At 73.0% G+C, this 11,623-nt stretch carries 12 protein-coding genes; 2 read left to right on the top strand and 10 right to left on the bottom strand.

Annotated elements, in window-relative coordinates:
* Together ispH and hpnH are read left to right on the top strand one after the other, a co-directional pair.
* On the top strand, positions 1-1,467 hold the full coding sequence (ispH, locus tag ACIA77_RS26685; protein ID WP_395888897.1) for a 4-hydroxy-3-methylbut-2-enyl diphosphate reductase: 1,467 nt from the start codon (positions 1-3) through the stop codon (positions 1,465-1,467).
* Between the two features lie 3 nt (positions 1,468-1,470).
* Positions 1,471-2,472, top strand: a complete 1,002-nt coding sequence (hpnH, locus tag ACIA77_RS26680; protein ID WP_395888708.1) for an adenosyl-hopene transferase HpnH — start codon at positions 1,471-1,473, stop codon at positions 2,470-2,472.
* Positions 2,473-2,539: 67 nt separating this feature from the next.
* On the opposite strand, the gene ACIA77_RS26675 is transcribed toward hpnH, so the two are convergent.
* From ACIA77_RS26675 to ACIA77_RS26630, 10 genes are all read right to left on the bottom strand, one after another.
* Positions 2,540-4,645 carry a molybdopterin cofactor-binding domain-containing protein gene (locus tag ACIA77_RS26675; RefSeq protein WP_395888707.1) on the bottom strand — a complete coding sequence of 702 codons (2,106 nt, stop codon included), beginning with the start codon at positions 4,643-4,645 and terminating at the stop codon, positions 2,540-2,542.
* A complete protein-coding gene (locus ACIA77_RS26670; RefSeq protein WP_395888706.1) occupies positions 4,642-5,127 on the bottom strand; it encodes a (2Fe-2S)-binding protein in 486 nt (161 codons plus the stop codon). The genes ACIA77_RS26675 and ACIA77_RS26670 overlap by 4 nt, the downstream gene beginning before the upstream one ends.
* A gap of 49 nt (positions 5,128-5,176) precedes the next feature.
* The gene (locus ACIA77_RS26665; protein WP_395888705.1) at positions 5,177-6,154 is read right to left on the bottom strand and encodes a zinc-dependent alcohol dehydrogenase family protein; all 978 of its coding nucleotides are present in this window, start codon (positions 6,152-6,154) and stop codon (positions 5,177-5,179) included.
* Between the two features lie 33 nt (positions 6,155-6,187).
* A complete protein-coding gene (locus ACIA77_RS26660) occupies positions 6,188-6,547 on the bottom strand; it encodes a hypothetical protein (protein WP_395888704.1) in 360 nt (119 codons plus the stop codon).
* A gap of 97 nt (positions 6,548-6,644) precedes the next feature.
* Positions 6,645-7,499, bottom strand: coding sequence for an alpha/beta fold hydrolase (locus tag ACIA77_RS26655; RefSeq protein ID WP_395888703.1), 855 nt, complete (start codon positions 7,497-7,499; stop codon positions 6,645-6,647).
* Positions 7,500-7,560: 61 nt separating this feature from the next.
* Positions 7,561-8,496, bottom strand: coding sequence for a polysaccharide deacetylase family protein (locus ACIA77_RS26650; RefSeq protein ID WP_395888702.1), 936 nt, complete (start codon positions 8,494-8,496; stop codon positions 7,561-7,563).
* A gap of 49 nt (positions 8,497-8,545) precedes the next feature.
* Positions 8,546-8,851, bottom strand: coding sequence for a putative quinol monooxygenase (locus ACIA77_RS26645; protein WP_395888701.1), 306 nt, complete (start codon positions 8,849-8,851; stop codon positions 8,546-8,548).
* A 111-nt stretch (positions 8,852-8,962) separates the two neighbouring features.
* Positions 8,963-9,979: a GlxA family transcriptional regulator gene (locus tag ACIA77_RS26640; protein ID WP_395888700.1), complete on the bottom strand. Its 1,017-nt coding sequence runs from the start codon at positions 9,977-9,979 to the stop codon at positions 8,963-8,965.
* A gap of 53 nt (positions 9,980-10,032) precedes the next feature.
* Complete coding sequence (locus ACIA77_RS26635) at positions 10,033-11,067, bottom strand: alpha/beta fold hydrolase (RefSeq protein ID WP_395888699.1); 1,035 nt, start codon at positions 11,065-11,067, stop codon at positions 10,033-10,035.
* 30 nt (positions 11,068-11,097) lie between these two features.
* Complete coding sequence (locus ACIA77_RS26630; RefSeq protein WP_395888698.1) at positions 11,098-11,523, bottom strand: Ohr family peroxiredoxin; 426 nt, start codon at positions 11,521-11,523, stop codon at positions 11,098-11,100.
* Positions 11,524-11,623: the final 100 nt, after the last annotated feature.

Genomic DNA, 11,623 nt, shown 5'->3' with positions numbered 1-11,623 from the left:
ATGCTGTGCGCACCGCTGCGCCTCGAGCGGGCCGTCCTGCGGGCGGCCGGACGTGAGGTGCACACGGTGCGCACGGGTCTCGGCCCGCGCCGGGCCGCGGCCACGGCCGCGCGGCTGCCGGCCGGGCCCCGGCTCGTGGCCGGCCTCGGCGGCGGGCTCGCGCCGCACGTGCGCCCGGGTGACCTGGTCGTGGCCGACGAGGTCCGCGGGCCGGACGGCGTGGTTCCGGTGCCCTCGGCTCCCCTGCTGGCCGGCGCGTTGCGACGGCTCGGGCTGACGGTCCACATCGGACCCGTGCTCGGCACCGACCACGTGGTGGGCGAACGGGAACGGGCGTCGCTGGCCGCCACCGGTGCGCTCGCCGTCGACATGGAGTCCCACCGGCTGGCCTCCGCGGGCCGGCCGTTCGCCGTCGTTCGGTCCATTGTGGACACCATCGGCGCACCGCTGGTGCGGCCCGCCACGGTGGCCCACGGGCTGGCCGGGCTGCGCAGCCTGCGCGCGGCCGTGCCCGCCCTCACGGCGTGGGCGGCGGCGACGTCGCCGCGGCAGCTGCTGCTGGCGAGCCCCCGGTCGTTCTGCGCCGGCGTGGAGCGGGCGATCGACATCGTGGAGCGGGCACTGGAGAAGCACGGCGCGCCGGTGTACGTGCGGCGCCAGATCGTGCACAACACCCACGTGGTGCGGAAGCTGCAGGACCGCGGGGCGGTGTTCGTCGACGAGGTCGAGGAGGTGCCCGAGGGCGCGACGCTCGTGTTCGCCGCCCACGGCGTCACCCCGGCCGTGCGCCGCGACGCCGCGGACCGCGACCTGGCGGTGATCGACGCGACGTGCCCGCTGGTGACCAAGGTGCACAACGAGGTCCGCCGCTACAGCAACCGCGGCGACACGGTGTTCCTCATCGGCCACGCCGAACACGAGGAGGTCGAAGGGACCGTCGGGGAAGCCCCCGGCTCAGTCGTGGTCGTCGGCGACGTCACGGAGGCTCGCGCCGTGCCCGCGCCGTCGACCGAGGGCGTGGCCTACACCATGCAGACCACGCTGGCGCTCGACGAGGCCGAGGAGATCGCGTCCGTGCTGCGGACGCGCTTCCCCGGGCTGGCGGCGCCGCGCAAGGACGACATCTGCTACGCCACCACCAACCGGCAGCGCGCGCTGCGGGCGATCGCGCGCGAGGTCGACCTCGTGCTGGTGGTGGGGTCGGCGAACTCGTCCAACTCGCGCCGGCTCGTGGAAGTCGCCGAGCGCGAGGGCACGCCGGCCGTCCTGGTCGACGGCAGTTCGGACATCGACCTGCGCCGCCTCGCGGGCGCGGGCCGGATCGGCCTGACCGCGGGCGCTTCGGCGCCGCCGCACCTCGTCGACGAGGTCGTGGCGGTCCTCGGCGGACTCGGGCCGGTCACCGTCGCCGAGAGCCGGCTGACGGAAGAAGAAATCACTTTCACCCTACCTCGGGAGGTGCTCTGAGCCATGGCCATGCCGTTGCGACAGTCCGTGCGGCTGGGCAGCTATCTGATGAAGCAGAAGCTGCTGCGCAAGGAAAAGTTCCCGCTGCTGGTGGAGCTGGAGCCGCTGTTCGCCTGCAACCTCAAGTGCTCCGGCTGCGGCAAGATCGCGCAGCCGCACACGCTGCTCAAGCAGCGGATGCCGGTCGAGCAGGCCGTGGGCGCGATCGAGGAGAGCGGCGCGCCGATGGTGTCCATCGCCGGTGGTGAACCGCTGATGCACCCGAAGATCGACGAGATCGTGCGGCAGCTGCTCGACCGCCGCAAGATCGTGTTCCTCTGCACCAACGCCCTGCTGCTGCCCAAGCACATCCACAAGTTCAAGCCGCACCGCAACTTCGCGTGGATGGTGCACATCGACGGGCTCGAGGAGCGCCACGACGCGTCGGTGCGCAAGGAGGGCGGTTTCCAGGCGGCGGTCGACGCGATCAAGCTCGCGAAGGAAAAGGGCTTCCGGGTCATGACGAACACGACGTTCTTCACCGGGGACACCCCGCAGGACGTGATCGGCGTGCTCGACTACCTCAACGACCTGGGCGTCGACAACATGCAGCTCTCGCCGGGCTACGCCTACGAGAAGGCGCCGGACCAGGACCACTGGCTCGGCGTGCAGCAGACCCGCGAGCTGTTCACGAAGGCCTTCGGCGGCGGCAACCGCAAGCGCTGGCGCCTCAACCACTCGCCCGTGTTCCTCGACTTCCTCGAGGGCAAGCGCGAGCTGGAGTGCACGCCGTGGGGCATCCCGTCGTACTCACTGCTCGGGTGGCAACGCCCCTGCTACCTCCTCGACGACGGCTACGCGAAGACCTACCAGGAACTCATCGAAGAAACCGACTGGGACGCCTTCGGCCGCGGCAAAGACCCGCGCTGCGCCAACTGCATGGCGCACTGCGGTTATGAACCGACCGCGGTGATCGCCACGCTGGGCTCGTTGAAGGAATCGGTCCGGGCGGCAGTCGGGCACTGATCTCTCGAACGCCGGAAAGCCCGCGGGTCTTCGGGTCCGCGGCTTTCCGTTTGCCCAGACTCGCCGGTTACTCCGGCATCGCGGCCACGATCTGCTCAGGAGTCAACGGCAACGTCCGCACCCGCACCCCCAAGGCGTCCGCCACCGCGTTGGCGATCGCCGCGGCCGTGGGGCCCTGGGTGCATTCGCCGACGCCCAGGGGTGGGTTGCCGTTGCCCGGGAGGAGGTCGACGGTGACGGCGGGGACTTCCGAGAAGCGCAGGATGGGGTAGGTCTCCCAGGTGTCGCTGGTGACGGTGAAGCGGTCGAAGCGCACGCGTTCCTTGCACGTCCAGCTGGTGGCCTGGATGGCGCCGCCCTCGAGCTGGTTCGCGGCGCCGTCCGGGTTGACGACGAGGCCGGCGTCGGCGGCGACGACGAGGCGGCGCACGCGGACCTGATCGAGGGCCTCGACCTCGGCGACCACGGCGCAGTAGGCGCCGGAGTTCTTGTAGCGGGCGTAGGCGATCCCGTGGCCGGCCGAGTCCGCCGGTGTCCACTGTGTCCAGTCGGCGCGGCGGGCGGCCGCCGTCAGCACGGCGCGGGCCCGCGGGTCGGACAGGTGCGCGAGGCGGTACTCGACGGGGTCGCGGCCAGCTGCGGTGGCCAGTTCGTCCAGGAAGGACTCGGCGGCGAAAACGTTGAGGAACCCGCCGAGCGAACGCATCGACGACGTGCGCAGCGGCGGGGTGGTGAGCTGGTGGTTCACCACGCGGTAGGCCGGGAAGTCGTACCCGGGCACGGCGTTGCGGCCCGCCGCGCCGCCCCGTTCCAGCGGTGGTTCGCCGGCGCCGCGGATCTCCTCGCCGCCCGCGCGGTGGCTCGCCGCGAGCAGGCCGACGGTGGTGGTCGCGCCGGGCCGGGTGAGGTGGCTGCTGCCCCAGATGTCGTGCTGCCACGAACGCACGCCGCCGTCCGGGGCGACGTCGGCGGCGATCCGCACCACCGCGCCCGGCCCGAGCGGCGCCCAGCCCAGCTCGTCGGGCCGCGACCAGACCACCTGCACCGGACGGCCCGGCGTGGTGAGCGCCAGCAGGGCCGCGTCCAGCGCCACGTCGTCGGCGCCGTTGTGGCCGTAGCAGCCGGCGCCTTCGGCGTGGCGCACCACGATGTCCGCCGGCTCGAGCCCCAGCGCCCGCGCCAGTTCGCGGCGCAGCACGTACACACCCTGGCTGTGCGACCACACCTCCAGACGGCCCCCGGCCGCCAGCGCCGTCGCGCTCGACGGGCCCATCGAACCGTGCGCGAGGTAGGGCCGGTGGTACGACGCCACGACGGACCCGGCCACCGGCGAACCCCGCTCGGCCAGCACCGTCGTCTCGGCGGGCGCGGACGTGAGGAACGCGGGCAGGTCGTGCTCGTCGGGCAGGGTCGGGCGCCGATCCCACTCCGCGGCGCGGCGCAGGACGTCGGCGGCCCGCAGCGCGACCTCCTCGCGTTCGGCCACCACGCCCAGGAAATCCCCGTCCCGCACCACGGTGAGCACGCCCGGCACGGCCAGCACCGGGCCGGTGTCGACCGACCGCAGCGTGGCGCCCCGCGAAGGCGGGCGCACGATCCGGCCGTAGGACAGGCCGTCGAGGGACAGGTCGTGCACGAACCGCGGCCGCCCGGCGAGCTTGTCCGGCAGGTCCAGCCGCGGCACGCTGGTGCCGACCACCCGGTACGCCGATTCCGGTTTGGGGGTCACGGCGCCGGTGGCCGCGTGATCGAGCAGCGCGTCGTCGGCGAGTTCCCAGTAGCTCGTGGCGGTGCCGTCGGGCGCGGTGAACTGTCCGTCGTGGACGGTCAGTTTGTCTTCCGCCACCCCGAGTCCGGCCGCGGCCGCGGTGAGGTAGCGGGCCCGGGCCTCGGCGCACACCACGCGCAGCGCGGCCCCGGAGTGCTGCACCGACAGGCTCCCGGCGGTGTACCCCTCGTCCGGGCTCACGTCGGTGGCCGCGGCGGTCATCCGCACGCGCGCCACGTCGACGTCGAGCTCCTCGGCGGCCACCTGCGCGAGCGCGGTCAGCACCCCTTGGCCCAGCTCCACCTTCCCGGACCGCACCTCGACCGTGCCGCCGGTGCCGATCCGCAGCCAGTCGCCGAGCCGCGGGTTGGCCGCGAGCGAGGGTGGCAGTTCGGCCGTGGTCACCGCGCGCCCTCCCGGATCTCCGCAGCGGCCGCGAGCACCGCGCGGACCACGCGGTTGTGCACGCCGCACCGGCACAGGTTCCCGTCGAGCGCGGCGCGGACCTGGGCGTCGGACGGATCGGGGTTCCCGGCGAGCAGCGCGGCCGCCGCGACGACCACCCCGGACGTGCAATAGCCGCACTGCGCGGCCTGCCCGGCGACGATCGCGCGCGCCACCGGGTGCGCGTCGCCGAGGCCTTCGACGGTGGTGATCTCCTTGCCTTCGACCGACCACACCGGGGTGTCGCACGAGTGGACCGGCCGCCCGTCGACGAGCACGGAGCACGAGCCGCACAGGCCCAGGCCGCAGCCGAACCGCGTGCCCTTCAGGCCCAGGTGGTTGCGCAGCACGTAGAGCAGCGCGGTGTCGTCTTCCGTCCGGACCTGCCGCGGCCGGCCGTTCACCGTGAGGGTGCGGCCCGCGGGAACGTCGTCCTCCGCCATGCCCCCAGCGTGCCCGGCCCGCGCCGGGCGGGAAACCCCGCGGCGGTCATTATCCGCCGAAGGTGAAGAGGATCTTCCCGCCGCGACCCGGCTCGAGGGAGTGGGCAAACGCCTTTTCGTAGTCGGCCAGCGCGTAGGTGGCCTCGACCGGTGCGGCGAGCGTGCCGTCGGCGACGAGGCCGGCGAGTTCGCCGTACAGGGTGGCCACTTCGCCCGCCGACGCGCGCCGGAACCAGTTCACCAGCCAGAACCCCGTGGTCGTGATGCCGCGGAAGACGAGGTCGGCCGGCGAGACGCGCGGAGCGCCTTCCGGAAAGGCGTAGGTCACCACGGTCCCGCCGTCGGCCAAGGCGCGAGCCAGTTCCTTGACGACCGGGCCGCCGGTGGCGTCCAGGACGAGGGAGAGCCGGTCGCCGCCCAGAGCGGCTTTCAGCGACGCCTGGAGGGTGTCGTCGGAGACCACGACCCGGTCCCCGCCGGCGGCGCGGACCTCGTCGACGGCCGAGGGACGGCGCACGACGTTCAGCGTGCGCAGGCCGCGGCGGTGGGCGAGTGCGGTGAGGTAGCGGCCCATCGCGGAGTTCGCCGCGGTTTGCGCGACCCACGAGCCCGGCTTCAGAGACGCCGCGTACTGGCTCAGCAGCAGGTGGGCGGTGGCGGGGTTGACGGCGAGCATCGACAGCTGGTGCAGGTCGACGTCCTCACCGACGGGCAGGACGCGGTGGCGCGGCAGCACGACGCGGTCGGCCCACAGGCCCTGCTCCAGCCCCGGCAGGACCAGCACCCGGCGGCCCGCCAGCTCGGGAGCGCCGCCGACGACGCGGCCCACGCCCTCCGCACCCAGCGGGGCCGGCAGTTCCGGCCGCACACCGTAGAGCCCGCGCATCAACAGGAAGTCCGCCGGGTTCAAGGGCGCGGCGAGCATGTCCACCACGACCTCGTCCGGCCCGGGTGCGGGCGGCGGGCTGTCGTCGAGGCGGACGGCGGAGATCGGGTCACCGAAGTCGGTCAGCAGCAGGCGGGCCATCGCGGAAGTCCTCTCTCGGATGTGGACGGAGGTTCAGGCGGGCGCGGACAGGGCGCGGCCGGGCGCCGCTTCGCCGCCGACCAGACCGGCCAGGGTCAGGGCCGAGGTCAACGGCCGGTGGTTCACCACGATCTCGTCGATCCGCCCGTCGGCGTCGTAGTGGAACGTCCCGGTCCCGAAGATCCGGCGGCCGCGTACCAGCGCGGTGTACTCCTCGACGTGCCGGTCGCCGAGCTCGGCGCGCCAGCGGAACGTCATGCCCTCGTAGCAGCCGACCACGGCGAGGACCTGCGCCTTCACCGCTTCCGGCCCGTGGAGGACGTCGTCGAGGATCGTGCCGGCGAGGCGCACACCGGGTGCGAGCCGGTCGAAGAACCAGGGTTGGTCGGGCACGGGCAGCTCCTCGGTCGGGACGGTCTACCGATCCGAGCATCATGACAGCTGTCATAATTGTCAAGCGCGCGGTGACACAACCGACAAGCCGACGGCTCTATCGCGCGAGGAGGTCGCGCACCGCGACGCCGACGACGGCCGCGCCGGAGTGGGTCATGATCGTCGCCGCGTGGTCGGCGCCCGAGACGCGGCGCGGGCGGCGCAACGTGGGCAGGTCGGCCCGGAAGGACTCCAGCGCTTCGTCGCTGTAGGCGGGCGGCGCGCCCTCCCCCGCGCTCCACTGCGCGCACACCAGTTCCGTCGGCACCTCGATGTCCCGCCAGTGCGTCTCGCCGAAGAACACGTCGGTGGCGTCGGCGATCACGGCGGTCCGGCTGAGCATCACGCGGCCGTCGATCAGGTCGTGCTCCAGGCAGTCGCGCAGCAACGGGTCACGGGCGTCGAGCAGCGGGTTGATGCGCGTGAAATAGGCGAGGTACTCGTCGACGCCGGTCCACCGGCGGGAAACGCGCGCGAGCTGCCGGGCGAACGCCTTCGGCACTGCTTCCGGTGTAAGCCGGGGCGGCATGATCATCGGAAGCCCGCCGTCGACCAGCACGAGCCCGCGCACCCGGTCCGGCCGCCGCGTCGCGAGTTCCACCGCGACGAACGCGCCCATCGACATCCCGCACACGTCGACGACGTCGTGCCCCAGCGCGTCGAGCACGCGGATCAGGTCTTCGCCGTGCTGGCGCAGCGACGAAGTCCCCGCGACGCCGAAGCTGCCCGCGCGCCCGCGCAGGTCCGGCATCACCAGCGACAGGTCGGGCGCCCCGGCCCGCAGCCAGTTCCACAGCTTGCGGTTGCTCGTGATGCCGTGCACGGCGAGCACCGGCGGCGAGGCCGCCCGCACGACCTCCACCTCCAGTTCGCCGCCGTCGACGGGCACCGACAGCGTCCGCACGTCGCTCACCACCACCCCACGGTAGCGCGGCCGCTGCCCGCCCAGGACCCGCGAGGACCACTGTGGACGGTCAGGGACCGATCGGCGGCCACTCCTCGTGGTGGTCGAGCCACCACTGCGCGATGTCGAGCCGCCGCAGGAACCGCACACCGGGCTTTTTCGCGGCGTACCGGACGAAATCCCGTACGGCCGAAGCCCGGTTCGCCTGACCGCTCCACCGCGGGTGCAGGCCGACGGTCATCATCCGCGCGCCGAACCCGTCGTCGGCTTCCTCGCACAGGTAGTCGAGCCCGAGGCGCAGGCTGTCGAAGAACTGCGCGGGCGAACCGTAGGTGGGGCTCAGCAGGTAGCGGGTGTCGTTGTACACCTTGGAATAGGGCACGATCAGCAGTCCCGGCGACGAGAAGTACGGCAGTTCGTCGTTGCAGGGATCGGAATCGTAGAGGAACCCCCCGGCTTCGACGAGCAGGTCGAGCGTGTGCTCGCTCGCGAACGAGCGCACGTACCAGCCGCGCGGGCGCTGCCCCGTCGTGCGCTCCAGCGACTCGATCGCGCGGTGCAGGTGGTCGCGCTCCTCGTCGACGGGCATCCGCGCGTAGTCGAGCCAGCGGTAGCCGTGGCCGATCACGTCGTGGCCGCGCTCCCGGATCCACTCGGCCACGGCGGGGTTGCGCTCGAGCGCGACCGCGCACGCGCCGATGCTGACCGGCACCGAGTAGCGGTCGAAGATCCGCGCGAGGCGCCAGATCCCGACGCGGCTGCCGAACTCGTAGTGCGTTTCGGTGCCGAGGTCGCGGACCTCGGGGCCCACTTCGTAGGCGTACTCGCCCCAGCCGTCGTTGCGGCCGTCGCCGTCGGGGATCGAGTACTCGGCCCCCTCTTCGTAGTTCACGACCACGTTGACCACGACCTTCGCGTCGCCGGGCCAGCGCACACGCGGTGGGTACCGGCCGTAGCCGACGAAGTCTCGCGGGGACGCGGCAGCGGGGTCACGGGGTTCGGGCACGCACGCCAGCGTGGCACGGCCGCCGCGTCCCGGCAGCCCGGGCGCCGGCTCAGCGCGCGGGCAGTTTCGCGGCCAGCACGCCGACCGGCGTGATCTTCGGCGGCACGGCGAACAACTCCTCGCCGCGCAGCTCGATCTGCTTGCGCACTTCCCCCTGCAGATGCGCTTCGCGGTCCTCCTCCGTCTCGAACGCGTCGAAGATCCGGAACGACGACGGCCCGAGGCGGAAGCCGAACCAGGCGAGCGTGCCCGGTTCGGCGTCCACAAGGGACTTCGCGGCCACGAGGAACTCGGCCACGTCGGCCTCCTTCCCTTCGCGCGCCTCGAACTCGACGAAGAATCCGTACGCCGGCATGGTTTTCCTCTCGCTCGGGCCGCCCTGACCCGGCGCTTCGACGCTAGCTGGCGAGAATCGTGGAAGACCCACAGATCCCGCCAGATCGAACCTCACCCGGCGCCGAGTTCGTCAGCTCCGCACGGGCGTGGTCCGGAAGGTGGCGCGGTAGGTCCCCGCCGTGGTGCCGACTTGGCGTTCGAAGTGCCGGCGCAGGGTTTCCGCGGACCCGAAGCCGACCATCGCCGCGATGTCGCAGATGCGGTGGTCGGTCGTTTCGAGCAGGGTCTTGGCGCCGGCGACGCGTTCGCGGTTGATCCAGTCGAACACGGTCATCCCGGTGGCGTGGCGGAACTTGCGCACCAGACTGCGTTCGCTCAGGTGCACCTGCGCCGCGAGCCCGGCCAGCGTCAGCGGTTCGTGCAGGTGTTCGCGCAGCCACGTCAGGAACGGCCCGAGCGCCGGTTCCCCCGCCACGCGGAGGGAGTCCTTCACGAACTGCGCCTGCCCGCCCGGGCGCCGCGGCGCCGTGACCAGCAGGCGCCCGACGTCGCCGGCGTAGGCCTGCCCGAGGTCGTCCGCGAGCAGGTGCAGCGCCAGGTCGGTCGCGGAGAAGACGCCGCCGGAGGTGTGCACCGGGCCGTCGTCCACGTACAGGCAACCCGGTTCCAGCGTGACCTGCGGGAACTCGCGGCGGAACTCCTCGGAGAACAGCCAGTGCGTGGTGGCGCGGCGCCCGTCCAGCAACCCGGCGCGGGCCAGCAGGAACGCGCCGCCGCAGAACGACACCATCCGCGCCCCCGCGTCCGCCGCCGCGCGCAACGCCGTCAGCACCGCGCCCGGCCGGTGCGCGAGCGGGTCTTCCACGCCGGGCACCATCACCGTGTCGGCCGTCAGCAGCGTCTCCAGCGTCGCCAGCGCCCCCAGATCCGCTCCCGAGGCCAGGACGTGCCGCGGCTGCTCCCCGCACAGCACCACCTCGTACGGGCTCTCGGCGACGTCGGTCAACTCCGCGATTGCCGCCGTCCGCGGCCCGAACACCTGCTGCACCACCGCGACCTCGAGCGCCACGGTGTCCGGCACGACCAGCAGCGCGACAACGTGCTTCGCGCGGCCTCGCGAGGTCACGGGTGTCTTGGCGGGGCGCATCGGATCTCCGGTTCTCACGAGCGGGTGGACGGGCGGCCAGCGGTCGAGCGGGGTCACAGCCGCACCGCTTCCAGTACGGCGTCCACGAACGCGCGTGGCTTCTCCTGCGGCAGGTTGTGCCCCGCGCCGGGCACGCGGTGGTGCACGCGCGGGCCGGTGAAGTGCCGGGCCGACGCCGTGCCGTCGGTCGCCGGGAAGCTGCCGTCGGCGAGCCCGTCGAGGGTCACCGCCGGCACCGTGATCGGCGGTTGCGCCAGCAGCCGCGCTTCGAGGCCGGCGTAGCGCGGGTCACCGGGCGCGGCGTCCTGCCGCACGCGGTAGTTGTGGACGACCACGTCGACGTAGTCCGGATTGTCCATCGCCGCGGCGGCGACGTCCAGGTCGGCCCGCGTGAAGCGCCACAACGGCGAGTTGCGCCGCCACACCACCTCGGCGAGCTCGCGCCGCGAGCGGGTGAGCGCCGTGCGGCCGCGGTCGGTGAGGAAGAAGTAGAAGTACCAGTGCGCGGACTCGGTGCCGGGCGCGTCGGGCGAGCCGGCCAGCACGTCCGGGTCGAGGTTCTGGATCAGGTAGCCGTTCACCGACACCAGCGCACGGCAGCGGTGCGGCCACAGCGCGGCGGCGACGTCGAGCGCGCGCCCGCCCCAGTCGTACCCGCCGAACACCGCCCGCTCGACGCCGAGCGCGTCGAGGAACGCGATCACGTCCGCGCCCAGCGCGGCCTGCTGGCCGGAACGCGGAGTGTCGGCGGCGCGGAAGCGCGTGGCGCCGTGGCCGCGCAGGTACGGCACGAGCACGCGGTAGCCGCGCCGCGCCAGCGCGGGCACGACCTCGGCGTAGGAGTGCGGGCTGTACGGCCAGCCGTGGCCGAGCAGCACCACCTCGCCGCGCGCCGGGCCCACCTCGTGGTAGGCGATGTCGAGCAGGTCGGTGCGCGCCGTGCGCACCGGGCCCAGGCCCGGCGCCGCACCGGAGCCCGTCGCCGGGGAGCTCGGTGCGGCGGCCGCGGCCGGGCCGGGGAGGGCCGGGAGCGAGGCGGCGACGGCCCCCGCGCCCACGGCCTTCCCGAACGCCCGCCGGGAGATCATGGTGTCCCTCCTCGTCGTCCGGACGCGTCGTCAGGCGACGGTCGCGTCGATGGTGACCTCGACGTTGCCGCGAGTCGCCTTCGAGTACGGGCAGATCTGGTGCGCGGCGGCGCCGAGCTCTTCGGCGGTCTTCTGGTCCACGCCGGACACCTCCAGGTGCAGCGCGGCGCTGAGCCAGAAGTCCGAGGCCGCGTTGTGGAGCGTGATGTCGGCGACGACCGCGAGATCGGTGAGCCGCACTTTCCGTTGCGCCGCAACGATCTTCACCGCACCGAGGAAGCACGAGGCCCAGCCGGCGCCGAGCAGCTGCTCGGGGTTGGTCGCGCCACCGTTGCCGCCGAGCTCCTTCGGGATGGCGAGGGTGACGTCCAGCGAACCGTCTTCGGCGACCGCGCGGCCGCCGTTGCGGCCTTCGCCGGTGGCGGTGACGACCGCGGTGTAGGTGGTTTCGGGCATGACAGTGTCCTACCTTCTTTGTTGGGTCTGAACTGGTCATTCGTAGGATCGGTGGGCCCTGGGGCTCCGGGTATGGCTTGCATGGCGTCGCCGTTGGCAA

Source organism: Amycolatopsis sp. NPDC051903, from assembly GCF_044452505.1.
GTDB lineage: Bacteria > Actinomycetota > Actinomycetes > Mycobacteriales > Pseudonocardiaceae > Amycolatopsis.
The sequence above is the reverse complement of the archived record's forward strand: the minus strand, read 5'-3'. Positions and strand labels throughout refer to the sequence as shown.

Coding starts and splice junctions, on each gene's coding strand:
- ACIA77_RS26665 (WP_395888705.1), bottom strand. CDS start 6,154: ATGGCCCGCCTGCTGCTGACCGACTTCGGTGACCCGATCTCCGCCGTC.
- ACIA77_RS26630 (WP_395888698.1), bottom strand. CDS start 11,523: ATGCCCGAAACCACCTACACCGCGGTCGTCACCGCCACCGGCGAAGGC.
- ACIA77_RS26635 (WP_395888699.1), bottom strand. CDS start 11,067: ATGATCTCCCGGCGGGCGTTCGGGAAGGCCGTGGGCGCGGGGGCCGTC.
- hpnH (WP_395888708.1), top strand. CDS start 1,471: ATGGCCATGCCGTTGCGACAGTCCGTGCGGCTGGGCAGCTATCTGATG.
- ACIA77_RS26645 (WP_395888701.1), bottom strand. CDS start 8,851: ATGCCGGCGTACGGATTCTTCGTCGAGTTCGAGGCGCGCGAAGGGAAG.
- ACIA77_RS26640 (WP_395888700.1), bottom strand. CDS start 9,979: ATGCGCCCCGCCAAGACACCCGTGACCTCGCGAGGCCGCGCGAAGCAC.
- ACIA77_RS26670 (WP_395888706.1), bottom strand. CDS start 5,127: ATGGCGGAGGACGACGTTCCCGCGGGCCGCACCCTCACGGTGAACGGC.
- ispH (WP_395888897.1), top strand. CDS start 1: ATGCTGTGCGCACCGCTGCGCCTCGAGCGGGCCGTCCTGCGGGCGGCC.